The organism is Bradyrhizobium cedriense (genome assembly GCF_054602315.1).
On sequence record NZ_JBTSWB010000005.1, the window covers coordinates 596018 to 622746 of the forward strand.

A 26729-nucleotide genomic window follows, 5' to 3' on the forward strand; every position below is an offset into this window, starting at 1 on the left:
GTAAACAATCCGTTGCGAATGGACTTCAGCAATCGAAAGTCACGGATGGCCGATCTGAAACTGACACTGGTGGTGGCCTGCGCGCTGGTCGACGCCGACAAGCGCGTCCTGATCGCGCAGCGCCCCGAGGGCAAGGCGCTGGCCGGCCTCTGGGAATTTCCCGGCGGCAAGCTCGAAGCGGGCGAGCGGCCGGAGCAGAGCCTGATCCGCGAGCTTCACGAGGAGCTCGGTATCACCGTAGCCGAGCCATGCCTCGCACCGCTGACTTTCGCGAGCTACGGCTACGAGACCTTTCACCTCCTGATGCCGCTATACATCTGCCGGCGCTGGGAAGGGCAGGTGACGCCGCGCGAGGGCCAGAACCTCGCCTGGGTCCGCACCAACAAGCTGCGCGACTATCCGATGCCGCCGGCGGACATTCCGCTGATCCCGCATTTGATCGATTTGCTGATGTGATGATGCTCTTGCATCGTCATTCCGGAGCTCGCGAAGCGAGAACCCGGAATCTCGAGATTCCGGGTTCGATGCTGCGCATCGCCCCGGAATGACGATGGATAACCTACGTTTCTCCCGCCTTCCTCACCGCTTCCGCCAGGCTTGCCTTGGCCGACCCGGGCTTGAGCGGCTGCTGCTGGCTCGCATGGGGGGCCCAGCCGGACAGCCAGATGATGTCGAACGTCGCGCGGACGCGGCCGTCGGCATCGGCAAAGCGCTCAGCGTAGATTTCGGCCATCCGCAGCAGAGTCGCGCGCCGGCTCGGCGTCCGCCGCCGCTCGATCAGCACGTTGGCCGCGCCCATGCGGCGCAGATCCTGCATCAGCGCGAACGCATTGGCATAGCGCACCACGACACGGTCGACATCGGTCACCGGCAACGCAAAGCCCGCGCGCTGCAGCAGCGCGCCGATATCGCGCAAGTCCGCGAACGGCGCGACGCGCGGCGACACGCCGCCCTCGCATTCCGCTTCGGCGGCAGCAAAGGCCTGCCGCAGCTCCGTGAGGCTGTCGCCGCCGATCATCGCAGCGAGCAGCAGCCCGTCCGGCTTCAGCGCGCGCCGGACCTGCGCGAACACGCCGGGAAGGTCGTTGACGAATTGCAGAGCCAGCGCCGAGACAACGAGATCAAGGCTTTCCGGCGCAAAGGGCAGCGCCTCCGCGCCCGTCGCATCGGGTGCAATCCGCGCGATTGTCGGAAGCCGTGTGCGCAACGCCGTGAGCCCGTCGCCGGGCGTCCAGAGATCGGCTGGAGCGTGAAACTCGCGCACCACCGCAGCCAGCCGGTCGGTCATGTCCTCGGCGATGCGATCGAGCAGGAACGTGACCTCGCCCAGCGCCCGTGCACGCCGCTGCCGCGCGTTCAGCAAGGCGCGATCGAACAAGGCGAGCGGGGTTTGCGGGGTTTGAGCCATGCTGCTGGTTACGCTGATCACGACGGTTCTGGCAACGCTCTCCTGTCCGTTGCAGCACTCTTGCGCTGCTGCGCAGCCGGAGCCACGCATCCGCGCGTGCAGCTCTCTGGGCCCCGGCTCAGCGGCGAAGAGCGCTACGTCCGGCGCGCGAGACCGAGGCTTGAGCGGATGATTGCGGAACGCTAGCCTTCCCTCATGGAAGCCGAAACCACCCGCATCCGTTCCTTCGCCTCCCCGCTGCGGGCGGCGTGGACGGCTGGCCGCCACGTGCTGTCGCGCGCAGCACGGCTCGCGCTCGACGTTGCGCTGCCGACGCAGTGCGTCTCCTGCCACGAGCCGGTCGACGGCGAGGGCGTTTGTGCTTCGTGCTGGGCGCGGTTGTCGTTCATCGAGCGGCCCTACTGCCCGCGGCTGGGCATTCCCTTCGTCTATGACCCCGGCCCCGATATGCTGTCGATGGAGGCGATCGCGAGCCCGCCGGCCTACCAGCGAGCGCGGGCGGCGGTGCGCTACGATGATGTGGCGCGTACGCTGGTCCACGCGCTGAAATACCAGGACCGCACGGACCTGGCACCGGCCATGGGCCGCTGGATGGCGCGCGCGGGCGGCGAACTGCTCGCCGGCGCCGACATGCTGGTACCCGTTCCCTTGCATTGGCGGCGAGCCTGGCGCCGGCGCTACAACCAGTCCGGAGCGCTCGCGCGTGCCATCGAACGGCAGAGCGGGGTGAAGGTCCGAGGCGAGGTGCTCCGCCGGGTACGCCCGACCGAGCAGCAGATTGGCCTGTCGCGGGCTCAGCGCGCCACCAATGTGCAGGGTGCATTCCAGGTATCTCCCGACCGTCAGGCTGACGTCCAGGGCCGCCGCATCATCGTGATAGACGATGTCCTGACGTCGGGGGCAACGCTGGATGCCTGCGCGCGGGTCCTGCTGCGCGCCAAAGCGGCCCAGGTCGACGTGCTGGTCTTCGCCCGGGTTGTCGAGAGCGGCCCCCGTCCCATATAATTCAATGACTTCATGACATGAGAGCGCTGGACGCCATGACTGCTGCTGTCGAGATCTACACCAGGCCGGGCTGCGGCTATTGTTCCGCCGCCAAGTCGCTGCTGACCCGCAAGAAGGCGGCCTTCACCGAATTCGATGTGGCCAAGAACCCCTCCTGGCGCGAGGAAATGTACGGTCGTGCCGGCCAGGGGTCGACGTTCCCCCAGATCTGGATCGGCGGCACCCATATCGGCGGCTGTGACGAGCTCTATGCGCTCGATCGGGAAGGCAAGCTCGACGGCATGCTCGAGAGCGTCAAGGCCATCTCATGAGCGAGAACCGCACATTCACCGCGGCGATGGTGCAGATGCGCACTGGCCTGATGCCCGGGCCGAGCCTCGAACAGGCAACGAGGTTGATCCGGCAGGCTGCGGCCAATGGCGCCGACTACGTGCAGACGCCCGAAGTCAGCAACATGATGCAGCTGAACCGCAAGGCGCTGTTCGAGCATCTCCAGAGCGAAGAGGACGACACTTCGCTGAAGGCGTACCGGGCGCTCGCGGCGGAGCTGAAGATTCACCTCCATGTCGGCTCGCTGGCGCTGCGCTTCTCGGCGGAGAAGGCGGTCAACCGCTCCTTCCTGATCGGGCCCGACGGCAACGTGCTCGCGAGCTACGACAAGATCCACATGTTCGACATCGAGCTGCCGGACGGCGAGAGCTACCGCGAATCCGCCAACTACCAGCCGGGCGAGACGGCCGTGATCTCCGACCTGCCCTGGGGCCGCGTCGGGCTGACGATCTGTTACGACGTGCGCTTCCCGGCACTCTACCGCGCGCTCGCCGAGAGCGGTGCGTCCTTCATCACCGTGCCCTCTGCGTTCACCCGCAAGACCGGCGAAGCGCATTGGCACGTGCTGCTGCGCGCGCGCGCGATCGAGACCGGCTGCTTCGTCTTCGCCGCGGCCCAGGCGGGCCTGCACGAGAACAAGCGCGAGACCTATGGCCATTCGCTGATCATCGATCCCTGGGGCGAGATTCTCGCCGAGGGTGACGTCGAGCCCGGCATCATCATGGCGAAGATCGACCCGGCCAAGGTCGAGACCGCCCGTCGGGCTATCCCGTCGCTCCAGCATGGCCGCCGCTTCGGCGTCTCCGATCCCAAGGCCGGGCCGGACCACCTGCACCTCGTGCGGGGATCGGCATGATCCGCTACGCACTTCGCTGCGACCGCGACCATGACTTCGAGAGCTGGTTCCAGAGCTCGTCCGCCTATGATTCGCAGGTGAAGCGGAAGCTCGTGACCTGCCCGATCTGCGGCTCGGCCAAGGTCGAGAAGGCGATCATGGCGCCGCGCATCGTCGGCAAGAAGGGCCGTGGCCGCGCGACACCGCCGCCGGAGCCAGTCACCACGGCCACGACGCCCGACGCTGCGTCATCAGGACCGACCTCGCTGCTGATGGCGCAGGAGCGCGAGCTGCGCGCCAAGCTCAAGGAGCTGCGTGACCACATCGTCAAGTCCGCCGACAATGTCGGCGACCGCTTCGCCAACGAAGCCCGCGCGATGCATTACGGCGACAAGGAGCACCGTCCGATCTACGGCGAGGCCTCGCCGGAAGAGGCGAAGTCGCTGATCGACGAAGGCATCGAAGTCTCGCCACTGCCGGTGCTGCCGGAAGACCGGAATTGACGCGCACGCTTCTTCGTCATGGCCGGGCTTGACCCGGCCATCCACGCCTTGCCCAGCCCACGAAGAACGTGGATGCCCGGGACGAGCCCGGGCATGACGGCATTTGAACGATCAGGCCGCGACTAACAGCGCCACGCCGGCCACGATCAGCACGATGCCAAGAATCTCGCGCGTAGCGATCGGCTGTTTGAATGAGTAATGGGCCACGGCCTGCGCGAACAGCACCTCGACCAGTGCGAGGGTACGGACATTGGCTGCGGCCGTGAGCGCAAAGGCGAGGAACCAGAATTGCGAGGCGAAGGCGCCCGTGAAGCCGGCGAGCATCGACGGCCTCCATAATCCGAGGATTCCGCGCAATACGTCTGGCGCGCGCCAGAGCAGATAGGTGGTCAGCACCAGCGTCTGTACGAACAGGCCGAGCACCAGCGTGAAGGACGCTGCCGTCACGAACGACACATTCGGCACGTTGATGATGGCGCCGCGGAAGCCGACCGCCGACAGCGCGAAAGCCGCGGCGGCGATGAGGCCCGTAATGGTCGGCTTCAGCTCGGCAAAGCTCTTCTCGCCGCCCGGCCTCAGCGCGGTGATGACGACGCCGACCGTCGCGATCACGATCGCGAGCACCTTGAGCCAGGTCAGATGATCGCCGAGGAAGATGAAGCCGAAGACGGCGGTCTGGATCGCCTCGGTCTTCAGATACGCCGTCGTCACCACGAAGGAGCGGTCGTTCATCGCCAGCAGCATCAGGCCGGTGGCAACGATCTGGCTGAGCGCTCCTAACAACAGCCACGGCCAGAACACGGTCGGCGGCATGCCGACATGATCGCCGGTCGCCAGCAGCACCACACCAAGAAACAGCACCGAGAACGGAAAGCCGAACAGGAAGCGGATGTTGGTCGCGCCCCAGGTCCCCAGCGGCTTCGTCAGCGACCGCTGCATCGCATTGCGCGCGACCTGCCCGAGCGCGGCAATGACGGTGAAGGGAATCCAGAGGCTGGCGATGGTGAGCATGGGGTGGTGGCGGTGGGAGGGAGAAGATTTCGGCCAACCTGACCCTAGCAGCGAAGCAGGTCAATCATACGGATGTCATGGGTGCGATGCTCTCGCAACAAATTCGGAGTACAGCCCGCACCTCACCCACGGTAGTTCACACCATGCCTTCGGCCACCACCATGTAATTCACGTCCATGTCGGACGAGAGGGACCATTTGTCGGCGAAGGGGCTGTAGACGACGCCGGTCTGCTCGGTGATGACGAGGCGGTTGTCGAGCAGATATTTCGCGAGCTCGTCGGGGGTGACGAACTTGTTCCATTCGTGGGTGCCGCGCGGCAGCCAGCGCAGAACATATTCGGCGCCGACGATGGCAAGGGCGAAGCTCTTCCAGTTGCGGTTCAGTGTCGAGACGACCATCAGGCCGTTCGGCTTCAGCATCGCGGCGCAGCGCTTCAGAAAGACGCCGACATCGGTGACGTGCTCGACCACCTCCATCGCCAGCACGATGTCGAAGCGCTCGCGCGGGTCGACTTCCTCCACCGTGGTGCAGCGATAGTCGATCGCAAGATGGCTCTTGTCGGCGTGCAGCTTCGCAGCCGCGATGTTGCTCGCCGAGGGGTCGATGCCGATGACCTGTGCGCCCAGCCGCGACAACGGCTCGCACAGCAGGCCGGCGCCGCAGCCGATGTCGAGCACGCGCAGGCCGCCGAGACAATTGAGGCTGCGCACGTTGCGCTCGAACTTGCGGCAGGCGGCGTCGCGGATGTAGCCGAGCCGCAGCGGGTTGATCCGGTGCAGCGGCGCCATCTTGCCCTTGGGGTCCCACCACTCCGCCGAGAGTTTTGAGAACTTCGCGATCTCGGCGGCGTCGACGGTCGAGCCCGGCTGGGCAGAAAGGGAAGTATTTTGCTGCATGCTCATGGTTACGCGCGGTCCTACCGCGTGGTGATCGAGCTACGGAAGGCGAGCGGCGAGGCGATTGTCCTGATCGTCTCGATCCCCTCGCCGACGCCGCGAATCGTCACGTCGCCGTAGTTGAGAATACGTCCTAGAATGGTCTGGTCGACATCGACGCTCTCGACCTTGTCCAGCGCCATCTCGAAGGTGCGGCGCTTGATGAAACCGGTCTTGTGCACGACCCGGAGGTTGGTGACGTCGGTCTCGGTGGTGAAGCGATGGAACCAGCCCTTGATGGTCCAGTACAAGGCTGCCAGGGCCACCAGCCCCGCCGCGCCGAGGCAAAGCAAGACGAGCCAGTCGGCGATCGCCTGCCGGGACAGCACGAACAGGGCCAGCGCCACGATCCAGGCCACGATGGCCGGAAAGTAAAAGATCCAGTGCGCATTGGTCGAATACAGCACCCGCTCGCCCGGTTGCAGGATCTCGTCGATATAGCGCGCCATGACCTCGGTTAACCCACTACCCCTGCAACCCACCCGCAGGAACCCGCTTGCCCCCGGCCCCGCCGCTCTGTATACGCGCGGTCGGTGTCCCCGAGGCACCCGTCCAGTGCGGGCCACCATACTGATCCTTATGAAGGAATGCACGCGTCGTCATGAGCCGCCTCGTGATGAAATTCGGCGGCACGTCCGTCGCCAACATCGAACGTATCCGCAACGTCGCACGCCATGTGAAGCGCGAGGTCGATGCCGGCCATGAAGTGGCCGTCGTCGTCTCCGCCATGGCCGGCAAGACCAACGAGCTGGTGGCCTGGTGCACCGAGGCCTCGCCGATGCACGATGCGCGCGAATATGACGCCGTGGTCGCCTCGGGCGAACAGGTGACCTCAGGCCTGCTCGCAATCGTGCTGCAGGGCATGGGCATTCAGGCCCGCTCGTGGCAGGGCTGGCAGATTCCGATCAAGACCAGCGACGCCCATGCCTCCGCCCGGATCGAGGACATTGACGGCAGCGAGATCATCAAGCGCTTCAAGCAGCGCAAGGAGGTCGCGGTCATCGCCGGCTTCCAGGGCATCAACCCCGAGACAGGCCGCATCACCACGCTCGGCCGCGGCGGCTCCGACACCTCGGCCGTGGCGATCGCTGCCGCCGTCAAGGCGGACCGTTGCGACATCTACACCGACGTCGACGGCGTCTACACCACCGACCCGCGAATCGTGCCGAAGGCCAAGCGGCTCGACAAGATCGCGTTCGAGGACATGCTGGAACTGGCCTCGCAGGGCGCCAAGGTGCTCCAGGTTCGCTCGGTGGAACTCGGCATGGTCCACAACATGCCCATTTTCGTCCGCTCGAGCTTCGACAAGCCCGAGGATATCGACCCGCATGCCAACCAGCCGCCCGGCACGCTGATCTGCAGCGAGGAGGAGATCATGGAAAGCCACGTCGTCACCGGCATCGCCTTTTCGAAGGACGAGGCCCAGATCTCGGTGCGCCAGATCGAGGACAAGCCTGGCGTTGCGGCCTCGATCTTCGGCCCGCTGGCGGATGCCAACATCAACGTCGACATGATCGTGCAGAATGTCTCCGAGGACGGCAAGACCACCGACCTGACCTTCACGGTGCCGGCCGCCGACTACACCCGCGCCAAGGATACGATTACCGCAGCCAAGGCCAAGATCGGTTATGCGCGGCTCGATACCGCCACCGACGTGGCCAAGATCTCGGTGATCGGCAGCGGCATGCGCAGCCATGCCGGCGTCGCCGCCCAGGCGTTCTCGGCCCTCGCCGGACGAAACATCAACATCCGGGCCATTACAACCTCCGAGATCAAATTCTCGGTGCTGATCGACACGGCTTATACCGAGCTTGCGGTGCGTACCCTGCATACGCTCTACGGCCTCGACCAGGGCTAAAGCGCGACCATCGTCGCGCTTCAGATTGTTGCTAGAGCATGGTCTTTCCGGAAAACCGCTTCGCACTTTTCCGGACCATGCATAGGCTAATTTTCTCTTAGCGGTCGCAGCAAACGCGAAGGTGTACACACCTTCGCGTTTGGCAGGCGTTTTGCTTGGCAAAACAAGCCTCAATTCGCTATACGGCGAACAGGGTGGGCTGCCGCAGACTGTGTCCCAGTTCAGGCGGCGCTGATTCGGTACAAGCGCTGATCTCAAGTAGATTTTGGGTTTGTGCCAGCGCCGGACGAACAATTTGGTTGTTTTTCTGGAATTTTGGGCCAGCCGCCGGCCGATACCGCCGGGCCCGGCAGACGGAGGAGATTGACGGTTCATGCGGAGCGCGTCGGGAGGTCCCCGCGTCTTGTTGAGACGGCTCCGCGAAACCATGGCGGAGCAGGTCTCGGCCCAGGAGCGGCTGGACAAGATCGTGGTGCTGATCGCCGCCAACATGGTGGCCGAGGTGTGCTCGGTCTACGTGCTGCGCATCGACAACACGCTCGAGCTCTACGCCACCGAAGGCCTCAACCGCGAGGCGGTGCACCACACCGTGCTGAGCGCCCATGAGGGCCTCGTCGGCCTCGTCGCCAGCGAGGCGACGCCGCTCAACTTAAGCGACGCGCAGAGCCATCCCGCCTTCTCGTTCCGACCCGAGACCGGCGAAGAAATCTATCACTCCTTCCTCGGCGTGCCGATCCTGCGGGCCGGCAACACGCTCGGCGTGCTGGTGGTGCAGAACCGCGCCAAGCGCAACTATGTCGAGGAGGAGCTCGAGGCGCTCCAGACCACCGCCATGGTGCTGGCCGAGTTGATCGCCTCGGGCGAGCTGTCCGCGCTGGCCCAGCCGGGCCAGGAGCCGGCGGCGCGCCATTCCGCGCAGAAGGTTGGCGCGATCCTGTCCGAGGGCATCGCGCTCGGCCATGTCGTGCTGCACGAGCCGCGCGTCGTCATCAAGGACTACATCGCCGAAGACCTGCCGAAGGAGATCAAGCGGCTCGACACCGCGCTTGCCAAGCTGCGGGCCGATCTCGATCGCATGCTGGAGCGCGGCGACGTCGCCGAGGGTGGCGAGCACCGCGAGGTGCTGGAAGCCTACCGCATGTTCGCCAACGACCAGGGGTGGTCACACAAGCTGCACGAGGCGGTCGCCACCGGTCTTACCGCGGAAGCCGCCGTCGAGCGCGTGCAGTCCGACACCCGCGCGCGCATGCTGCGCTCGACCGACCCCTATTTGCGCGACCGGCTGCACGACCTTGAAGACCTCGGCTACCGCCTGATGCGGCAGCTGGTCGGCCAGGATCACGCGCCTTCGCGTGAACAATTGCCCGACAACGCGATCGTCATTGCGCGCGCGATGGGCCCGGCGGCGCTGCTCGACTACGACCGCAAGCGCCTGCGCGGCATCGTATTGGAGGAAGGCACCGCCAATTCCCATGTCTCGATCGTGGCGCGTGCGCTCGGCATTCCCGCGGTCGGCGAAGTCCCGAACGCGCCCGGCATTGCCGATCCCGGCGATGCCATCATCGTCGACGGCACCTCGGGCTCGATCTATGTGCGCCCGTCGCAGGAGATCGAGGCCGCTTTCGCGGAGCGCGTGCGCTTCCGCGCCCGCCGCCAGGCACAGTATCTGGCGCTGCGTGACCGGCCCTGCGTCACCAAGGACGGCCAGAAGGTCGAGCTGATGATCAATGCGGGATTGGCCATCGACCTGCCGCACATCGAGGATACCGGCAGCGCCGGCATCGGCCTGTTCCGCACCGAGCTGCAATTCATGGTCGGCCAGAGCCTGCCGCGCACCAGCGACCAGCTCGCGCTCTATCGCACCGTGCTCGATGCCGCCGGCAGCAAACCCGTCACCTTCCGCACCCTCGACATCGGCGGCGACAAGGCGCTGCCCTACATGGAAGCGGTGATCGAGGAGAATCCCGCGCTCGGCTGGCGCGCGATCCGCCTCGGGCTCGACCGTCCCGGCCTGTTGCGCGGCCAGATCCGCGCGCTCTTGCGCGCCGGCGGCGGCCGCGCGCTGCGCATCATGTTCCCGATGATCTCGGAGGTCGCCGAGTTCGATGCGGCCAAGGCACTGGTCGAGCGCGAGCTCACTTATTTGCGCCAGCACGGCCATACGCTGCCGGAACGGATCGACATCGGCACCATGGTCGAGGTGCCCGCCCTGCTCTATCAGCTCGACGAGCTCCTGAAGAAGGTCGATTTCATCTCGGTCGGCTCCAACGATCTGTTCCAATTCATGTTCGCGGTCGATCGCGGCAATGCCAAAGTCTCCGAGCGCTTCGACACCATGTCTGCGCCGATCCTGCGCGCACTGCGCGACATTGCACGCAAGGCGTACGCTGCCGAGAAGTCGCTCTCGCTCTGCGGCGAGATGGCGTCCAAGCCGATCGGCGCGCTGGCGCTGATCGCTCTGGGCTATCGTTCGCTGTCGCTCTCGGCGACTGCGCTCGGCCCGGTCAAGGCCATGGTGCTCGATCTCGACGCCAAGAAGGCCGAAGCTGTGCTCGGTCCGTTGCTGGACGCGCCCGCGGGCAGCGTCTCGATCCGGCAGAAGCTGACGGAATTTGCCGAGGCCGAAGGCCTGGCCTTGTAGCGGGCCCGTTACCGCGTCCTGCCGCCCCGCCTCTTGCCGCTATTGAGACCGAACCGATGTCGTCACTTCCCGAAGCCAAACTGGACGTTCTGCTCGCGCATCACGCCTCGCTCGAGGCCGAATCGCTGGGACAGCTCTCCTCCGAGCGCTATGTGCAGATCACGCGCGAGCTCGCCGAGATCACGCCGCTGATCGAGGCAGTCAAAACCTATCGTTCTGCCGTCAAGGAGCTCGCGGATACCGAGGCGCTGATCGCCGATCCCGCGACCGATGCCGACATGCGCGGCATGGCGCAGGCCGAGCGCGACGAGCTGACGCAAAAGATCGAGGAGCTGGTCCAGAAGATCCGCGTCGCGCTGTTGCCGAAGGATGCCATGGACGACCGCAACGTGGTGCTGGAAATCCGCGCCGGCACCGGCGGCGACGAGGCCTCCCTGTTCGCCGGCGATTTGTTCCGGATGTATGAGCGCTTTGCCAGCCTTCAGGGCTGGAAGGTCGAGGTGATCTCGGCGAGTGAAGGCACCGTCGGCGGCTACAAGGAAATCATCGCGGAGGTGCAGGGCCGCGGCGCGTTCTCTAAGCTGAAATTCGAATCCGGCGTGCACCGCGTGCAGCGCGTGCCCGATACGGAGACGCAAGGACGCATCCACACCTCGGCAGCGACGGTGGCCGTCCTGCCGGAGGTCGAGGACGTCGACGTCGACATCAAGAATGACGACCTGCGGATCGAGACCATGCGCGCGCAAGGCGCGGGCGGCCAGCACGTCAACAAGACCGAATCGGCGATCCGCATCACCCATATCCCGACCGGCATCGTGGTGATGATGCAGGACAGCCGCTCGCAGCACAAGAACCGGGCTTCCGCCATGAACATCCTGCGCTCCCGCATCTACGACGCCGAGCGGCAACGGGTCGACGCCGCGCGCTCGGCCGAGCGCAAGGAGAAGGTCGGCTCCGGCGACCGCTCCGAGCGCATCCGCACCTATAACTTCCCGCAAGGACGCGTCACCGACCATCGCATCAACCTCACGCTCTACAAGCTGCCGCAGGTGATCGCGGGTGAAGCCCTGGGCGAATTGATCGACGCGCTGACGACGGAGCACCAGGCTGCACAGCTCGCTGCGCAAGGCGCGGCGGCCTGAGGCGTGAGCAACTCCTTCACCGGACAATCCATCGAGGGTGCGCGGCGCAGACTGGCCGCACAACTGAAATCGGCACGGCTCGATGAAGCCGAGCTCGACGCGCGCATCCTGGTCGGCGCGGCACTCGGTCTCGACCTCACCGGCCTGATCACGCAGGCTGCCCGTCCCCTCACCACGACCGAGGCATCGCGGCTCGCGCAGCATGCACAGCGCCGCATCGCCGGCGAACCCGTGGCGCGCATCCTCGGAATACGCGAATTCTGGGGCCTGCCGTTCCGCTTGTCGGAAGCGACGCTGGTCCCGCGCCCTGATACCGAGGCCGTGGTCGAGCTCGCGCTCGAGATTATTCGCGAGAGGAAGGCATCTCATCCGCCGCGTATCGCCGACATCGGCACCGGGTCCGGCGCGATCATGCTCGCGCTGCTGCACGAAATACCGGATGCTGTCGGCGTGGGCACCGACCTCAGCCAGAACGCGCTCAGAACCGCCAGAGACAATGCAGCGGCGCTCGGCCTCGCGGACCGCGCCGTCTTCGTCGCCTGCTCCTACGCCGCGGCACTCCGCGGTCCGTTCGACCTCATCGTGTCGAACCCGCCCTATATTCCCTCGGCCGAGATTCCGAAATTGAGCATCGAGGTGCGCGAGCACGATCCGCATCTGGCGCTCGACGGCGGCAACGATGGATATGACGCCTATCGCGCCCTGATCCCGCAGGCGAGCGAGCGCCTCGCCCCCGGCGGCGCGCTGATCGTCGAGGCCGGACGGGGCCAGGCCCAGACTATCGGAACCTTGATGAGGGGCGCCGCATTGTCCGTGGACCGGCCGCCCAAGGCCGACCTCGCGGGCATTCCGCGGGCCGTTTCGGCCCGAAAAATGCCCCCATAAAAGCCGGATTGGGCTGCAAAAACCTCTTGGAATATCGCCTGGGAACGACTACGTTCCGTTCAACACATCGGTGCCGGCCCCGTACACACCTACGGGCAAAAGCCGGGCTCTCGGGCGAGAGCTTTACTGATTATAGGTTCCTAGCCGCAGGTCCTGTTGAGCGCGATGGCCATGGAGCTGCGCTGCTCTCCGACCGCAAAGTGAACGAAAGCCAGATATTGCGCTTGAACACTTACGCAAGACCGCTGGGCTTGTTTCGGCAAGCGAAATGAATGGGTTCGCTGGCAAATGAATGCTGGCGGGTGGGGAACGCGTCTTTGTTGAACGCGATGGTCGGCGAACATTTGCAGGGCTCGATCCGCCCTCCCGCGCGGTGCGCGCGAGAGACGTGAACCGCTGTCACCGAGGCACTCCTAGCGATCAGTAATGCGTGCAACCTTTAGGGCTGGAATTAAAGGCAGGACATGAGAAACGGTCAGAACAAGCAGCGGATGCGCAACCGCAATAACAATAACAACAACAACAACCGGCGCGGCCAGAACCCGATGACCCGGGTCTACGAGTCCAACGGGCCGGACATCAAGATCCGCGGCACCGCTTCGCACATCGCCGAAAAGTATCTCCAGCTTGCGCGTGACGCGCGCTCCTCCGGAGACCCCGTCGCGGCCGAGAACTACTACCAGCATGCCGAGCATTATTTCCGCCTGATCGCGGCGGCCCAGGAGCAGTTCCGCCAGAACCAGCAGCCGCGCGGCGATGAGCCCATCAGCAGCAACAGCGACGACGGCGAGGACGACGGCGAGAATTTCTCGGCCTTCGGCCAGGAGCCGGGCTTCGTCCCGCAGCCCCAGCAGCAGCCCTTCATGCGAGACCGGGATGGCCAGCGCGATCACCACCAGCGCGACCATCAGCACCGCGACGGCCAGCAGCCCTATCAGCGCGACAACCAGCAACCGCGCGAGCACCGCGAACGCGATCATCGTCCGCAGCCGCAATATCAGCCGCAGCCGCAGCCGCTGCCCGCGAACCAGCCGCAGCCCGTCATCGCCGATGCCGGCGGCGTCGATCGCCTGCCCTCCTTCATCACCGGCGCGCAGCCGCAAGTGAATGCCGGCGCGAATGGCGGCCAGGGTGGTTTCGAAGGCGGCGGAGGCGGTGAGCGCTTTCCGCGACGGCGGCGCCGTCCGCATGGTCCGCGCCCCGAGCGCGAAGCGGCCCCGGCCGCGTCCAGCGACGAAGTCGCACCCGGCGAGTAAGCCTCTTCTGGATCTTCTGACATGAATCGTCCCGACCTCGTCGGGACGATTTTGGGCTGTCCGTTAACTGCTCCGTTCGCAACTGCAGGCAAGGATGGCCCTCTCCCGTCGCGAGAGGCGAGGCTAGCTGCGCGTCACCGTCGTCTGGGACGGCACCAGCACAGGCTTTGCGAGCGAGGGAATGAGTCGCGCGCGCTCGCGCTTGGCGGGGATCGCGCGGTAGACCTGCTTGGTCGCCTCCACGATATGGACGCCGGCAAAGGGCAGCGACAAGGCCGCACCGGCACGCTCCCACATCTGCGCGGATTTGAGCACCCAGCCGCCGGCATAGGGCGGCATGAACAGCGCCTCACCCCAGGCAGTCGGCGTGAACCAGGTCTGACGCAGCAGTTCGGTAATCTGCGAGCGCGAATAGGGCCGGCCGTGGCCAAACGGCGTGCTGTCGGTGCGGGTCCACACTCCGCGCCGGTTCGGAATCACAGCGATTACGCGCCCGGACGGCGAGAGCACGCGCCACACCTCGCGCAGCAGCGCCGCCGGATCGTCCGACATCTCGAGCGCGTGCACCAGGAGGATGCGGTCGACCGCGGCGTCGGGAAGCGGCAACGAGAATTCGTCGACCAACGAAGCCAGCGCCGGCCGTCCCGTCGGCCACTTCAGAACGCCCTGCGCCGCCGGCATGAAAGCGATGCAGCGTTCGGCGTCCTCGCGGAACAGTCCGAGATAGGGTGTGGGATAACCGATGCCGAGCACGCGCTGACCCTCGGCGCGGGGCCAACGCTCCCTGATGCCGCGATTGATCATTTGCCGCGCCACGATCCCGAGACGGCGGGAATAGAACTCACGGAGGTCGACGACATCGATGGTCATGACGCCAATGTAACATGCGCGAGCAGGCCGCCGCGCGCGGAATATTGCATTGCCTGCGCAACGTTAACGCCATATTTGTCTGACGGGGCTGAGCGCGATGGAGATGACATGGCCGCCGAAATTCGTACTTTCACCTGTTTAAATGACAATTTCGGTTATCTGATCCACGATGTGGAAACCAAGGCGACGGCGTCGATCGACGCGCCGGAGGCCGGCCCCATCCTCGAGACCTTGGCACGCGAGGGCTGGCAGCTCACCGACATCCTGATCACCCATCATCACGGCGATCATGTCGGCGGAGTCGCCGAACTCAAGCAGAAATACGATTGCCGCGTCGTCGCGCCGCATGACAAAACAACGAAGATTGCAAACGTCGACCTGCGCGTCGCCAATGCCGACGTGGTCAAGATCGGCAATTTGCTGGCGCGCGTCGTGGAGACGCCCGGCCACACGCTCGACCACGTCTCCTACGTGTTCGACACCGAGAAGACGGTATTCGCTGCCGACACGCTGTTCTCGATCGGCTGCGGCCGCGTGTTCGAGGGCACCTATCCGATGATGTGGGATTCGCTTCTGAAGCTGCGGGCCCTGCCCGACGACTTCAAGCTCTATTGCGGCCACGAATACACCGCGTCCAACGTGAAGTTCGCGCTCACCGTCGACCCCGACAATGCAGCGCTCCAGGCACGCGCCGCCGAGGTGACGAGGTTGCGGGCCGAGAACAAGCCCACCATTCCCTCACTGCTTGGTGACGAGAAGCGAGCAAACGTGTTCCTGCGGGCTGATGCGCCCGAGGTCGCAGCCAGGCTACACATGAAGGGTGCGGACGCCGCCGCGGTGTTCGGCGAATTGCGCGAGCGTAAAAACAAGTCCTGACGGGGATCGATGCCGACCGCAGCCGAGATCATCGCGCGCCTCGAATTGCGGCCGCATCCCGAGGGCGGCCATTATCGCGAGACGTTTCGCGACCAGGCCACGGACGCCAACGGGCGTTCGCGCTCAACCCTGATCTACTTCCTGCTTGCTCACGGCGAGCGCTCGCATTGGCATCGCGTCGATGCGGTCGAGACCTGGCACTACTACGCCGGCAGCCCGCTGACGCTTCGCATCGCCCATGACGGCTGCTCGCAGCACGAGGTGCGGCTCGGTACGGATCTCATGGGCGGCGAGCGGCCCCAGGGAATCGTGCCGGCCAATGCCTGGCAGATGGCAGAGACCACCGGCGAGTGGACACTGGTCGGCTGCACCGTGGCGCCAGCGTTCGAGTTCGCGAAGTTCGAGCTCGCACCGAAGGACTGGGAGCCTTAGCTCGCCACTTCCCGGGTGACGCCCGAGCGAGGAAATTGAACCGACTTCACCACGATTGACGTGGATACATGGATCCAGGTTCTGGATCCGGGTTCTCGCTCCGCGCGCCCCGGAACGATGATCATCGCTTTCGCAGCACCATGTCCTTCGCCGCGATCAGGCCGCCGCCGGCGATCAGGATCGCGGCAATGGCGATGTTGGCGCTGGCCTTGGCAAAACCGGCAGCGATGAGGAAGCCGGTCGACAGCAGCGGCGTCGCGTAGGAGGCGGCGCCGAGCACGCGGATGTCGCCGCGCTTCATGCCGATGTCCCAGGCGTAGAATGCAGCACCGACCGGGCCGATGCCGAGTGCGATGACCGAGAGCCATTGCACCGTGGTCTCCGGCCAGACCGTGGTTTCAAGCAGACCATGCATCAGCGCAGCCAGTACGGCCGTGACGAGGCAGAAGCCTGCGACGGCATCAGTCGGCACCGCCTTCAGCCGGCGTGACAGCACCGAATAGGTTGCCCAGACGAAGGCGGCGATGAAGGCCGCGATCAATCCCGGCAGCGTGCCCGGCGCGAAGCCCGAGGTGTTGCCGGCGAACAGCAGCACGGTGCCGACGAGGCCGAGCACCGCGCCGAAGATGTGATGCGCGGCCAGCCGCTCGCCGGGCAGGAATGACGAGAACAGCACGATCAGCAGCGGCCACAGGTAATTCAGAAGGCCGGCTTCGGCCGGCGGCGCAAAGCGCAGCGCGAGAAAATACAGCGCGTGATAGCCGAACAGGCCGCCGACGCCGACGACCCAGACGACGAGCGGCTGACGCAGGCTTTTCGCCGCCTCGCTCCGCCCGATCCAGGTGAGCAGGCCGACGACACCGCCAATCGCGAAGGTCATCGCGGCGAGCTGGAACGCCGGGATCTTTCCGGTCGCCACCGTCATCACTGACAGCAGCGACCACATCAGGATCGCGGTCAATCCGATCAGTGTTGCCGTGCGGGGAGTCATCGGCCCAATGCTTCCGTCATGGCCGAGCTTGTCCCGGCCATCCACGTTCTTCCGTGGCGACGGCTGTTGTAAGGCCGTGGATGCCCGGGACAAGCCCGGGCATGACGATGTGGAAATTTATCGGCGCTCGTGATGCGATCGCATCACACCATGTACTGGCCGCCGTTGACCGTCAGCGTCGAGCCGGTGATGAAGCCGGCCTCGTCGGCCGCGAGGAACACGACCGCGCGCGCAATCTCCTCAGGCTCGCCGAGCCGGCTGGCCGGGATCTGCGGGATCACATTCTTCTCCAGAACGTCCTTCGGCACCGCCTGCACCATTTCGGTGTTGATGTAGCCGGGGCAGATCGCATTGACGGTGATGCCGCCCTTGGCGTTCTCGAGTGCGAGCGCCTTGGTGAAGCCGATGTCGCCGGCCTTCGCCGCGGAATAGTTGACCTGACCGAACTGCCCCTTCTGGCCGTTGATCGAGGAAATCGAGATGACGCGGCCGAACTTGCGCGCGCGCATGCCCTCGATGACCTGACGCGTCATGTTGAACAGCGAGCCGAGATTGGTATTGATGACGGCGTTCCACTGCTCGAGCGTCATCTTGTGGAAGGCGGTATCGCGGGTGATGCCGGCATTGTTGACGAGCACCTCGATGGGCCCGAGATCGGCCTCGACCTTCTTCACGCCCTCGGCGCAGGCATCGAAATTGCTGACGTCCCATTTGTAGACGGCGATGCCGGTCTCGGCCTTGAACTTCTCCGCCGCCGCGTCGTTGCCGGCATAGCTCGCCGCAACCTTGTAACCCGCCGCCTTCAGCGCCTTGCTGATCGCCGCTCCGATGCCCCGCGTACCACCCGTCACCAATGCAACACGTGCCATGTCGTATTCCTTCCCTTGGACTCGTCGGACGTTTCTGAGATCGCTTTTTAGCTGCGGATTATGCGGGACGTTTGACGGACATCAAGAACAAAACGCCCGGCGTCGAGCCGGGCGTTTCTCTTTAGTCGAGGCGTGGACGGTTGCGAAGAATATTTGATTTGCAACCGCCGCCTTTTTAGTCGCGTGCAACGCACGCGCTGACGTGTGCGGCGCACGCGTCAGCTGCGTGTCGGAGCGTCGTCAGTCGCGCGCCAGGCACATCGCGATGCCCATGCCGCCGCCGATGCACAGCGTGGCCAGGCCCTTCTTCGAATCGCGCTTCTGCATCTCGTGCAGCAGCGTCACCAGCACGCGTGCGCCGGACGCGCCGACCGGATGGCCGATCGCGATCGCGCCGCCATTGACGTTGACCTTGGAGGTGTCCCAGCCGAGGTCCTTGTTGACGGCGCAGGCCTGCGCCGCGAAGGCTTCGTTGGCCTCGATCAGGTCGAGATCGCCGACGCTCCAGCCGGCCTTCTTCAGCGCGGCGCGCGAAGCCGGGATCGGGCCCGAGCCCATGATCTTCGGATCGACGCCGGCCTGAGCCCAGGACACAATGCGCGCAAGCGGCTTCTTGCCTTCCTTGGCCGCCTGCTTCGCGGTCATCAGCACCACGGCGGCGGCGCCGTCGTTGATGCCGGAGGCCGAACCGGCGGTGACCGTGCCTTCCTTCTCGAAGGCAGGCTTCAGCTTCGCCATCGCGTCGAGCGTTGCGCCATGGCGCGGATATTCGTCGGCGCTGACCACGATGTCGCCCTTGCGGGTCTTGATGGTGACGGGAACGATCTCGTCGTTGAACTTGCCGGCCTTCTGCGCGGCCTCGGCCTTCTGCTGCGAGGCGACCGCGAACTCGTCCTGCTGGGCGCGGGTGATCTGCCACTGCCGCGCGACGTTCTCGGCGGTGTTGCCCATGTGGTAGCCGTTGAAGGCATCCCACAATCCGTCCTTGATCATGGTGTCGACGAACTCGACCGGGCCCATCTTGACGCCGCCGCGCAGATACTGGGCGTGCGGGGCCATGCTCATGGATTCCTGGCCGCCCGCGACGACGATCTCGGAATCGCCGTTCAGCAGCGCCTGATAGCCGAGCGCGACCGTGCGCAGGCCGGAGCCGCAGAGTTGGTTCACGCCCCAGGCCGGGCTCTCCACCGGAATGCCGGCGGCGATCGAAGCTTGACGGGCCGGATTCTGGCCCTGGGCGGCGGTCAGGATCTGCCCCATGATCACCTCGGAGACCCGGCCGGGCTCGATGCCCGCGCGCTCGAGCGCGGCCTTGATGGCGACGGCACCGAGATCGTGGGCGGGAAGGGTCGCGAACGCTCCGTTGAAGCTTCCGACCGGGGTGCGGGCGGCGCTGACGATGACGACATCGTCTGACATGGGCATCTCCTGGGGTTGATTGGGGCAGACGGGGCTGGGGAAACGGCTCGCCAGTCTCGACTTGCATCCTGTTAACGTCGTTGAGGCATGTCAATCGGACGGCGACCGAATTCATGCCGCAGCGCATTCAAAATAGCGTTCTTGGCGCTTTCGCAAGCACGATTTTGCTCTGCGATTAACCGTGCCGCACAAAACGGTAGCGTGAGCCCTTTGAAAATGCTTATTTTGTTGCGTTGCGTACTCTTCCCGCCCTGCGGCATGGCCGACAGGTTCCCGTTCTCCGCGTTTGCAAGTGAGAGCCCATGGCGAAATCAGACCAACCCACGACCATCAAGAAATACGCGAACCGCCGGCTCTATAACACCGGAACGAGCACCTACGTGACGCTGGAAGACCTCGCCGCCATGGTCAAGAATGGCGAAGATTTCCTGGTCTATGATGCCAAGTCCGGCGACGACATCACCCGCTCCGTGCTCGCCCAGATCATTTTCGAACAGGAGAACAAGGCCGGCCAAAACCTGCTGCCGACCACCTTCCTCCGCCAGCTCATCCGCTTCTATGGCGACAGCATGCAGATGGTGGTTCCGAAATATCTGGAGCAGTCGATCGCGACCCTGACCCAGGAGCAGGAAAAGTTCCGCAAGCAGATCGCCAATACGCTGTCCGGCACTCCTTTTGCCCCATTGGAAGAGCAAGTTCGTCGCAACATGGAGCTGTTCCAGCAGACTTTCTCGATGTTCAAGCCGTTCGCAGCGCCCCGTTCGGCCGCCACCACCGAGCCGGAGGCAGATCCGAGTGCCGAGGCGCCGAAGGAAAGCAACATCGACGACCTGCGCCAGCAGATGAAGGAAATGCAGGAACGCCTGGAGCAGATGTCGAAGAAGGACGAATAGTCCTTCATATTCGTACCGGTGTCAGCGAGCGGGAGGACGAGCCGTGTCTGACCGAAGCACCCATTGGGACCATGTCTACGCCAGCAAGGGCGAAGCTGAGGTCAGCTGGTATCAGGACAGCCCGGCGACCTCGCTGGAGATGATCCGCGCGGCCACCCCCAATCTTCGTGCAGCTATCATCGATATCGGCGGCGGAGCATCAAGGCTGGTCGATGCGTTGTTGCAGGACGGACATCGCGACGTCACCGTGCTGGATCTTTCTGCCAATGCGCTCGACGCGGCGAAGAAGCGGATCGGCGGAGCTGCTTCGAGGGTCGACTGGATCGTTGCCGACGCCACGTCATGGCAGCCGGCGAAGACCTACGACGTCTGGCACGACCGCGCCGCGTTTCACTTCCTGACCGATCCCCGCGACAGGGTCGCTTATGTCGAGCGCCTGCGGTCGGCGGTTGCGACCGACGGCCACGTCATCATTGCGACGTTTGCACCCGATGGTCCCGAGAAATGCAGCGGCCTGCCGGTGCAGCGCCATGACAGTGCCAGCCTTGCGGCGGAGCTTGGACCGGAGTTCGCGCTGATCGAGACTCGCAGCGAGACGCATCATACGCCGTGGGACTCGACGCAGGCGTTTCAATTCAGCCGGTTTCGGAGGAGCGGTTAACGCCTCTCAAGCGGCGAGCTTCACGTCGTGCGCAAAGTCCCAATAGAGTTGTCGCGCGCGGGTATAGAACGGACCGGGCTTCAGCTCGCGCTCGTCGATGCGGATCACGGGCGCGACCTTGGCGAAATTGCCGGTTGAGAAAATCTCGTCGGCGGCCAGGAAATCAGCATAGCGCAGCGTCTTCTCGACCACGGTGGCGCCGTCGCCGCGAAGCAGGCTGATGACGCGCTGGCGCGTGATGCCGTTCAGGAAAGTGCCGTTCGGCACCGGCGTAAACACCACGCCGTCCTTGGCCATGAACACGTTGGAATTGCCGAACTCGGCGACGTTGCCGAGCATGTCGAGCATCAGCGCGTTGTTGAAGCCGCGCGCGGCGGCCTCGGCGAGCGCGCGCGAATTGTTCGGATAGAGGCAGGCAGCCTTGGCCTCGACCGGTGCGCATTCGGCTGTCGGCCGCCGGAACGGCGACAGCGTGATCGCGTTGCCTGCGGGCTTTGGCATCGGCGCCTCGTAGATGCACAGGCACCAAATGGTGGTCTCGGGGTCGAACAGCACGCCGCCGCCGCTTCCGTTCTGTGCCCAGTACATCGGACGGATATAGAGCTCGGCATCAGGCGCAAATCGAGCAATACCGTCCTGCGCGAGCGTTAGCCAGGCGTCTGTATCGACCACCGGCTTCAGGCCGAAATTGATCGCTGACTGATTGACGCGGGCGATGTGGCGATCGAGATCGGGCGCAACACCCTCGAACGCGCGCGCGCCGTCGAATACGATCGAGCCGAGCCAGGCCGCATGCGTGCGCGGCCCCATGATCGGCACATTGCCGTCGTGCCATTTGCCTTCGAAGAAGGTCCAGCTCGGCGAGTAGACGATGGGCTTCTTGATCTCGGCCATGACCGGCCTCCCCTTGGGAATATCCGGGCACTATTGCCCCAACTTCTAAACGATTTGCTGCGGGGATGAGCCACCCTCCCCCTTTGGCGGCGCTGGGTTAAGACAGGCCAAACCGGCTATAATGCGGATAACGATACGGAGTACGCCATGCCGCTCGATCCGCTCGCAAAGCGTTTGTTGACCATGATGGCTGCGGCTGGGCCGCAGGCCCGGAGCCGGCCGAGCGTGGAGGCGCGGCGCCAATCGCTGGCAAAGCTGATGCAGTTCACGCGTGCCGAAGCGCCGGATGTGACGACGTCCGATGGGATGCTGCCCGGTCCCGGCGGCGCGATGCCCTATCGCCTCTACACGCCGGCGAGCGCCGGGGAGCTCGCGCCCGGCTTCGTGTTTTTTCACGGCGGCGGCCTCGTCGCCGGCAGCATCGCCACACATGACCGCATCGCGGCAGCGCTGGCGCATGCCACCGGCTGCCGCCTCGTGTCGATCGACTACCGGCTCGCACCCGAGCACAGATTTCCCGCCGCCGTCGACGACGCGATCGCCGGCACCGAATGGGTGGCGCGCGAGGCAGCATCGCTCGGCATCGACGCAGATCGCCTGGTGATCGGCGGCGATTCCGCCGGCGCCACGCTCGCCGCGATCGTGTGCCAGCAGGCGGTGCAGACCGCCGGCCTTTCCATCGCCGCTCAATGCCTGATCTGCCCGGTGCTGGACTTCGAGGAGACCTCGCCCTCGCGCGAGGCATTTGCCGAGGGCCACCTGATCGATCGCGTCACGATCGAAGCCGATCTCTCCGATTATCTGCCTGACGGCATCGACGCCGCCGATCCCCGCGTCTCTCCGCTACGCGCGACACGGCTCACGGGCCTGCCGACCGCGATCATCCACACAGCCGAATTCGACCCGATGCGCGACGAAGGCAATGCCTATGCCCGCAAGCTGCTCGCCGCGGGCGTCGCCGTCGAGCACGTCTGCCACGACGGCATGGTCCACAATTTCCACGCCATGGGCGCTATCCTGCCGCAGGCGCAGCTCGTGCTGTCACAGATCGGCGAGCAGGTGCGGAGGGCAGTGAAGACGTGAGAGCGCGCATCACACGCGCGCGTCGAGAACGGCCCGGGCTGCCACGACATATTCAGGCCAATGCGAGTCCGCGTAACGTTCGGCTTGCCGTGCGCAGCCGACGTCGGGCGCGTGCGCGGCGGCGATCATGCGCGCAAAGCGCTCTTCGGCGACGGTTACGTCATCAAGCATTGGGGCCGGAGCAGCCGCCACAGCGGCCGGAGCGACGGCGAGGCCCGCCATTCCGGCGAGCACGATGCGGCGTGACGTGTTCATGGCTGTCGTCCTCCATTGTCCGGCCTGCACTCTGGCCGTCGAGAGCGTCGGTGCTATAAGCACAGGGTAGCCGCGCCCATCGATACAGTCCATCATTGCGGATAGCGCTTGACCACGGCGGCGATCAAGTTCCATCTGGCACACGATTACGTCACCACAGGCCCACGGATTGTCACGTGTCACGTCGCAGCCCATCGCACCGTCCGGCTTTGCGCGCTGTCGCGACGGGGCTGGTCTGTCTGACGATTTCGTCAAGCGCCGTCTTCGCCGAGACCGATGACGACGAACCGGCAAAGCCGGCGATCCCGAACATCTATCTCGATTTGCGCACGATCTATGCGATGATCCCGGCGGGCACGCTCGGACTCGGCTTCGGCAACACGTCGGTGTCGTCCGCCATTCAAGCCCTGGCGCTGCGGAGCGGCGCAACTCTGCCGAACGGCTTGCCGGCGGCGAAGTCGATTGCCGTCGACCTGCCGCTGACCGTCGACGTCAGCGACCGTGTCTCGCTCTATGGCGGCGTGTCGGGCTCGACGACTGACATCGGCGGCGGCTGGTCGTCCTTTGACATCACGAGCTGGAACATCGGCGTGCAGGCCGATCTCTACCAGCAGAACGGCGGCAAGATACCGACCATCACGCTGCAATCGACCCTGACGCAGTCGGTGCCGAACGAACAGGGCATGACGAATTCGTTCAACAACATCCTGGAATTCGACTACGCGCTCGACGAGGACGAGACGCGGGGCTGGCTGGCGGGCATGCAATACACGACCACCACCATCGCAAGCCCGTTCGCCAGCATTCGGCCGAACACGATCCTCTATGCCGGCGGCTACTACCAATGGCCGAGCAACTGGAAGTTCACCGGGCGCCTCGGCATGCAGTCCTTCGGCGGCGCGCAGTTCGCCGGACGGACGCTGGCGGAGTCCTTCACCCAGCCGGTCCTGCGGCTCGACCTCGACCGCATGGACGACAACGACAACCGCCTGTTCGGCGTCACCGCGCAGATCGCCTGGACACCGAAGGCGTCCTACCAGCTAACGCTGCGTACGCCGCTCTACGCCGTGCGCAACTAAGCATGATCCCTGAGAAGTCGCGGCGGTTTCGCGAGAGGATCATGCCCAAACGATACAAAGCTGCTGCTACTCCGGAACCGGCACGTCGAACGTGTTGAGCGTGACCGACACCATGCAGTAGACGCCGACCAGATAGGACAGTTCGGCCGCGCCGTGCTCGCCGAACTCCTTCACGGCCGCACGATAGGTCAGTTCCGGCAGCACGCCACCGCTGACCAGGGCCGAGGCCATGTCAAAGGCGATTGCCTCCTGCCTGGTGAGGTCCACCGGCCGCTGCCCCGCAACGATGGTCGCGAGTTTCTCGTCGGAGAGACCACGTTGCTCGGCGACCAGCACATGAGCATAGAGCTCGTAGCCGGAGCGGAAATGCGAGCCGGTGACGAGTATCGCAACCTCGCGCACCGGCGCCGGCAGCAGAGGGTTCGACGCAATCGCCTTGACCAGCTCCCACACCGGCTTGCCGAAGCGCGGCTCGCGAATCCAGGGATTCCAGGGCCCGAGCAACGCGCCGTCGTCGCGCATGTTCACGAAGCCCTTGAAGTGGTCCTTGATGCCGGCCCGCATGTCGTCATAGAGCGGCTTCTGTTCGTCGGTCAGATCCTTGGGATCGAGAATGGGAAGGCGCACGATGGGATCTCCTCGTTGAGAAGAGGCAACCGTCACCTGCATGCGTGCGCAGGGCAAGTGAAGTTGCCGTGACGGCCGTGCCATTTTGCAAGTGGCATGCAGATGCGCGCGGCCCCAGAGCAAGCGTCGTCCCTGAGTGACCGATTGCGCACGTCCGGCCGGTCAAAACTCCAGCGGCGCGTTGTCGACGACTTCCTTCATCACGAAGAATGTACGGGTCTGGCGCACGCCGGGCAGTGCGATGAGCTGCTCGCCGTGGATGCGGTTGAAGTCCTCCATGTCGCCGACGCGGATTTTAAGGAAATAGTCGAAGTCGCCGGCGACGAGGTGGCAGTCGAGCACGAATTTCAGCCTGGCGATCGCCTGCTCGAAGATGGCAAAGCTCTCCGGCGTCGAGCGGTCGAGCACGACGCCGACCATCACCAGCGTGCCCTTCGCCACCTTCTTGGGGGCGATCATGGCGCGCACGGTGGCGATGAACCCGTCCTCGAATAGGCGCTGGGTGCGGCGATGGCAGGTGGCGGGGCTGAGGGCGACGGTTTCGGCCAGCTCGGCGTTGCTCAGCCGACCATTATTCTGCAGTAATCTCAATATCTTAAGGTCGGTGCGGTCGAGCCGGGCAGACATGAAAGAAACTTCCATATGAATGCGGTATCATGGAAGATACCTTATCAAGAACCGCTTTAGATGCAACAAAACGTGCAGCATGCGTGCAATATTCGAGAGCACATTTTCCCGGGACGATGCTACGCAGCCAGCAGCATCAACGCCACTCGGGATGACCCATGAAGCTCGACAAATATCCGCGCTATCCGCTGACCTTTGGCCCGACGCCCATCGAGAAGCTGGAGCGGTTGTCAAAACATCTCGGCGGCAATGTCGAGATCTATGCCAAGCGTGAGGACTGCAATTCCGGCCTCGCCTATGGCGGCAACAAGCTGCGCAAGCTCGAATACATCATTCCCGATGCCATCGCCTCGAACGCCGATACGCTGGTTTCGATCGGCGGCGTACAGTCCAACCACACCCGCATGATCGCCGCGGTCGCGGCCAAGATCGGCATGAAGTGCCGCCTCGTGCAGGAGGCCTGGGTGCCGCACGAGGACGCGGTCTATGACCGCGTCGGCAACATCATGCTCTCGCGCATCATGGGCGCCGACGTGCGCCTGGTCGACGAGGGCTTCGATATCGGCATCCGCAAGAGCTGGGAGCAGGCGATCGAGGAGGTGAAGGCGGCGGGCGGCAAGCCCTATGCAATTCCCGCCGGCGCCTCCGTGCATAAGTTTGGCGGCCTCGGCTATGTCGGCTTCGCAGAGGAGGTGCGCAAGCAGGAGGCCGAACTCGGCTTCAAGTTCGACTACATCGTCGTCTGCACCGTCACCGGCTCGACCCATGCGGGCATGCTGGTCGGCTTCGCCGCCGACGGCCGTGCCCGGAAGGTGATCGGCATCGACGCGTCCTTCACGCCGGCGCAGACCAAGGCACAGGTGCTCGAGATCGCGCAGAACACCGCTGAGCTCGTCGAGCTCGGCAAGGAGCTGGTCGCCGATGACGTCGTGCTGATCGAGGACTACGCCTATCCCGCCTATGGCGTGCCGTCGGAGGAGACCAAGGAGGCGATCCGCCTCACCGCGCGGCTCGAAGGCATGATCACTGATCCCGTCTATGAGGGCAAGTCGATGCAGGGCCTGATGGATCTTGCGAAGAAGGGCTATTTCGAGAAGGGCGCCAAGATCCTCTACGCCCATCTCGGCGGCGCACCCGCGCTGAACGGGTATGCTTATGCGTTCAGGAATGGCTGAATGAAGCCGTCGCTCTCCCCTCATACACAGCTCTCGTCCCGGACAAGCGCAGCGGAGCGCTGATCCGGGACGCATACGCTGCAGCAACAGTTTTGCGAAGGCTCGTAGTTGCCAGCCTGTCGTCACCACATCGACCTGTGGTTATGGATCCCGGATCTGCGCTTCGC

Annotated in this window: 29 protein-coding genes; 17 read left to right on the top strand and 12 right to left on the bottom strand. The window is 64.8% G+C overall.

Annotation, left to right across the window (positions count from 1 at the left end):
- The first annotated feature begins 45 nt into the window (after window positions 1-45).
- Window positions 46-456: an 8-oxo-dGTP diphosphatase MutT gene (gene mutT / locus ACYCVF_RS24055; protein WP_459603627.1), complete on the top strand. Its 411-nt coding sequence runs from the start codon at window positions 46-48 to the stop codon at window positions 454-456.
- A gap of 103 nt (window positions 457-559) precedes the next feature.
- On the opposite strand, the gene ACYCVF_RS24060 is transcribed toward mutT, so the two are convergent.
- Window positions 560-1408 carry a methyltransferase domain-containing protein gene (locus ACYCVF_RS24060; protein WP_459603626.1) on the bottom strand — a complete coding sequence of 283 codons (849 nt, stop codon included), beginning with the start codon at window positions 1406-1408 and terminating at the stop codon, window positions 560-562.
- A gap of 195 nt (window positions 1409-1603) precedes the next feature.
- Between ACYCVF_RS24060 and ACYCVF_RS24065 the strand changes: the two genes are divergently transcribed.
- From ACYCVF_RS24065 to ACYCVF_RS24080, 4 genes are read left to right on the top strand one after another with little or no spacing between them, the layout of a single operon-like run.
- Window positions 1604-2413, top strand: coding sequence for a ComF family protein (locus ACYCVF_RS24065; RefSeq protein ID WP_459603625.1), 810 nt, complete (start codon window positions 1604-1606; stop codon window positions 2411-2413).
- A gap of 35 nt (window positions 2414-2448) precedes the next feature.
- Window positions 2449-2724: a glutaredoxin 3 gene (gene grxC / locus ACYCVF_RS24070; RefSeq protein WP_459603624.1), complete on the top strand. Its 276-nt coding sequence runs from the start codon at window positions 2449-2451 to the stop codon at window positions 2722-2724.
- A complete protein-coding gene (locus ACYCVF_RS24075) occupies window positions 2721-3599 on the top strand; it encodes a carbon-nitrogen hydrolase family protein (RefSeq protein ID WP_459603623.1) in 879 nt (292 codons plus the stop codon). Before grxC ends, ACYCVF_RS24075 begins: the two co-directional genes overlap by 4 nt.
- Window positions 3596-4081 (top strand): DUF1178 family protein, encoded by a 486-nt coding sequence (locus tag ACYCVF_RS24080; protein ID WP_459603622.1) that lies wholly within the window; start codon window positions 3596-3598, stop codon window positions 4079-4081. The genes ACYCVF_RS24075 and ACYCVF_RS24080 overlap by 4 nt, the downstream gene beginning before the upstream one ends.
- A gap of 111 nt (window positions 4082-4192) precedes the next feature.
- On the opposite strand, the gene ACYCVF_RS24085 is transcribed toward ACYCVF_RS24080, so the two are convergent.
- The 3 genes from ACYCVF_RS24085 to ACYCVF_RS24095 form a co-directional block, all read right to left on the bottom strand.
- Window positions 4193-5092 (bottom strand): EamA family transporter, encoded by a 900-nt coding sequence (locus ACYCVF_RS24085; RefSeq protein WP_459603621.1) that lies wholly within the window; start codon window positions 5090-5092, stop codon window positions 4193-4195.
- Window positions 5093-5228: 136 nt separating this feature from the next.
- Window positions 5229-5996, bottom strand: a complete 768-nt coding sequence (gene ubiG / locus ACYCVF_RS24090; protein ID WP_459603620.1) for a bifunctional 2-polyprenyl-6-hydroxyphenol methylase/3-demethylubiquinol 3-O-methyltransferase UbiG — start codon at window positions 5994-5996, stop codon at window positions 5229-5231.
- Between the two features lie 14 nt (window positions 5997-6010).
- Window positions 6011-6478, bottom strand: coding sequence for a PH domain-containing protein (locus ACYCVF_RS24095; RefSeq protein WP_459603619.1), 468 nt, complete (start codon window positions 6476-6478; stop codon window positions 6011-6013).
- A 152-nt stretch (window positions 6479-6630) separates the two neighbouring features.
- Between ACYCVF_RS24095 and ACYCVF_RS24100 the strand changes: the two genes are divergently transcribed.
- From ACYCVF_RS24100 to ACYCVF_RS24120, 5 genes are all read left to right on the top strand, one after another.
- On the top strand, window positions 6631-7887 hold the full coding sequence (locus ACYCVF_RS24100; RefSeq protein WP_459603618.1) for an aspartate kinase: 1257 nt from the start codon (window positions 6631-6633) through the stop codon (window positions 7885-7887).
- A 373-nt stretch (window positions 7888-8260) separates the two neighbouring features.
- Entirely contained in the window at window positions 8261-10528 is a 2268-nt protein-coding gene (gene ptsP / locus ACYCVF_RS24105; protein WP_459603617.1) for a phosphoenolpyruvate--protein phosphotransferase, read from the top strand.
- 56 nt (window positions 10529-10584) lie between these two features.
- Window positions 10585-11670, top strand: coding sequence for a peptide chain release factor 1 (gene prfA, locus ACYCVF_RS24110; protein WP_459603616.1), 1086 nt, complete (start codon window positions 10585-10587; stop codon window positions 11668-11670).
- Between the two features lie 3 nt (window positions 11671-11673).
- A complete protein-coding gene (gene prmC, locus ACYCVF_RS24115; protein WP_459603615.1) occupies window positions 11674-12555 on the top strand; it encodes a peptide chain release factor N(5)-glutamine methyltransferase in 882 nt (293 codons plus the stop codon).
- Window positions 12556-13019: 464 nt separating this feature from the next.
- The gene (locus tag ACYCVF_RS24120; RefSeq protein WP_459603614.1) at window positions 13020-13811 is read left to right on the top strand and encodes a DUF4167 domain-containing protein; all 792 of its coding nucleotides are present in this window, start codon (window positions 13020-13022) and stop codon (window positions 13809-13811) included.
- Between the two features lie 123 nt (window positions 13812-13934).
- Here the strand turns inward: ACYCVF_RS24120 and ACYCVF_RS24125 are convergent, their stop codons facing one another.
- Window positions 13935-14681, bottom strand: coding sequence for a methyltransferase domain-containing protein (locus tag ACYCVF_RS24125; protein WP_459603613.1), 747 nt, complete (start codon window positions 14679-14681; stop codon window positions 13935-13937).
- A gap of 108 nt (window positions 14682-14789) precedes the next feature.
- Between ACYCVF_RS24125 and gloB the strand changes: the two genes are divergently transcribed.
- Window positions 14790-15557 (top strand): hydroxyacylglutathione hydrolase, encoded by a 768-nt coding sequence (gene gloB, locus ACYCVF_RS24130; protein ID WP_459603612.1) that lies wholly within the window; start codon window positions 14790-14792, stop codon window positions 15555-15557.
- 9 nt (window positions 15558-15566) lie between these two features.
- Window positions 15567-15989 (top strand): cupin domain-containing protein, encoded by a 423-nt coding sequence (locus ACYCVF_RS24135; RefSeq protein ID WP_459603611.1) that lies wholly within the window; start codon window positions 15567-15569, stop codon window positions 15987-15989.
- Window positions 15990-16110: 121 nt separating this feature from the next.
- Here the strand turns inward: ACYCVF_RS24135 and yddG are convergent, their stop codons facing one another.
- The 3 genes from yddG to ACYCVF_RS24150 all read right to left on the bottom strand — a co-directional run bounded on the left by yddG (window position 16111) and on the right by ACYCVF_RS24150 (window position 19268).
- Window positions 16111-16980 carry an aromatic amino acid exporter YddG gene (gene yddG / locus ACYCVF_RS24140; protein WP_459603610.1) on the bottom strand — a complete coding sequence of 290 codons (870 nt, stop codon included), beginning with the start codon at window positions 16978-16980 and terminating at the stop codon, window positions 16111-16113.
- A gap of 143 nt (window positions 16981-17123) precedes the next feature.
- Window positions 17124-17849, bottom strand: a complete 726-nt coding sequence (phbB, locus tag ACYCVF_RS24145) for an acetoacetyl-CoA reductase (RefSeq protein ID WP_459603609.1) — start codon at window positions 17847-17849, stop codon at window positions 17124-17126.
- A 240-nt stretch (window positions 17850-18089) separates the two neighbouring features.
- A complete protein-coding gene (locus ACYCVF_RS24150; RefSeq protein WP_459603608.1) occupies window positions 18090-19268 on the bottom strand; it encodes an acetyl-CoA C-acetyltransferase in 1179 nt (392 codons plus the stop codon).
- Window positions 19269-19570: 302 nt separating this feature from the next.
- Here ACYCVF_RS24150 and phaR point away from each other — a divergent pair, with 302 nt between their 5' ends.
- On the top strand, window positions 19571-20161 hold the full coding sequence (gene phaR, locus ACYCVF_RS24155) for a polyhydroxyalkanoate synthesis repressor PhaR (protein WP_459603607.1): 591 nt from the start codon (window positions 19571-19573) through the stop codon (window positions 20159-20161).
- Between the two features lie 43 nt (window positions 20162-20204).
- A complete protein-coding gene (locus ACYCVF_RS24160) occupies window positions 20205-20822 on the top strand; it encodes a class I SAM-dependent methyltransferase (RefSeq protein ID WP_459603606.1) in 618 nt (205 codons plus the stop codon).
- A 6-nt stretch (window positions 20823-20828) separates the two neighbouring features.
- On the opposite strand, the gene ACYCVF_RS24165 is transcribed toward ACYCVF_RS24160, so the two are convergent.
- Window positions 20829-21716 carry a branched-chain amino acid aminotransferase gene (locus tag ACYCVF_RS24165; protein ID WP_459603605.1) on the bottom strand — a complete coding sequence of 296 codons (888 nt, stop codon included), beginning with the start codon at window positions 21714-21716 and terminating at the stop codon, window positions 20829-20831.
- A gap of 147 nt (window positions 21717-21863) precedes the next feature.
- Between ACYCVF_RS24165 and ACYCVF_RS24170 the strand changes: the two genes are divergently transcribed.
- A complete protein-coding gene (locus ACYCVF_RS24170; RefSeq protein WP_459603604.1) occupies window positions 21864-22799 on the top strand; it encodes an alpha/beta hydrolase in 936 nt (311 codons plus the stop codon).
- A gap of 9 nt (window positions 22800-22808) precedes the next feature.
- Here the strand turns inward: ACYCVF_RS24170 and ACYCVF_RS24175 are convergent, their stop codons facing one another.
- Window positions 22809-23054, bottom strand: coding sequence for a hypothetical protein (locus ACYCVF_RS24175; protein WP_459603603.1), 246 nt, complete (start codon window positions 23052-23054; stop codon window positions 22809-22811).
- Window positions 23055-23263: 209 nt separating this feature from the next.
- Here ACYCVF_RS24175 and ACYCVF_RS24180 point away from each other — a divergent pair, with 209 nt between their 5' ends.
- The gene (locus ACYCVF_RS24180) at window positions 23264-24133 is read left to right on the top strand and encodes a hypothetical protein (protein WP_459603667.1); all 870 of its coding nucleotides are present in this window, start codon (window positions 23264-23266) and stop codon (window positions 24131-24133) included.
- A 66-nt stretch (window positions 24134-24199) separates the two neighbouring features.
- Here ACYCVF_RS24180 and ACYCVF_RS24185 read toward each other — a convergent pair whose 3' ends face one another.
- Window positions 24200-24760 carry a carboxymuconolactone decarboxylase family protein gene (locus tag ACYCVF_RS24185; RefSeq protein ID WP_459603602.1) on the bottom strand — a complete coding sequence of 187 codons (561 nt, stop codon included), beginning with the start codon at window positions 24758-24760 and terminating at the stop codon, window positions 24200-24202.
- Window positions 24761-24922: 162 nt separating this feature from the next.
- Complete coding sequence (locus ACYCVF_RS24190) at window positions 24923-25387, bottom strand: Lrp/AsnC family transcriptional regulator (protein ID WP_459603601.1); 465 nt, start codon at window positions 25385-25387, stop codon at window positions 24923-24925.
- 158 nt (window positions 25388-25545) lie between these two features.
- On the opposite strand from ACYCVF_RS24190, the gene ACYCVF_RS24195 reads away from it, so the two are divergent.
- Window positions 25546-26562, top strand: coding sequence for a 1-aminocyclopropane-1-carboxylate deaminase (locus tag ACYCVF_RS24195; protein WP_459603600.1), 1017 nt, complete (start codon window positions 25546-25548; stop codon window positions 26560-26562).
- Window positions 26563-26729: the final 167 nt, after the last annotated feature.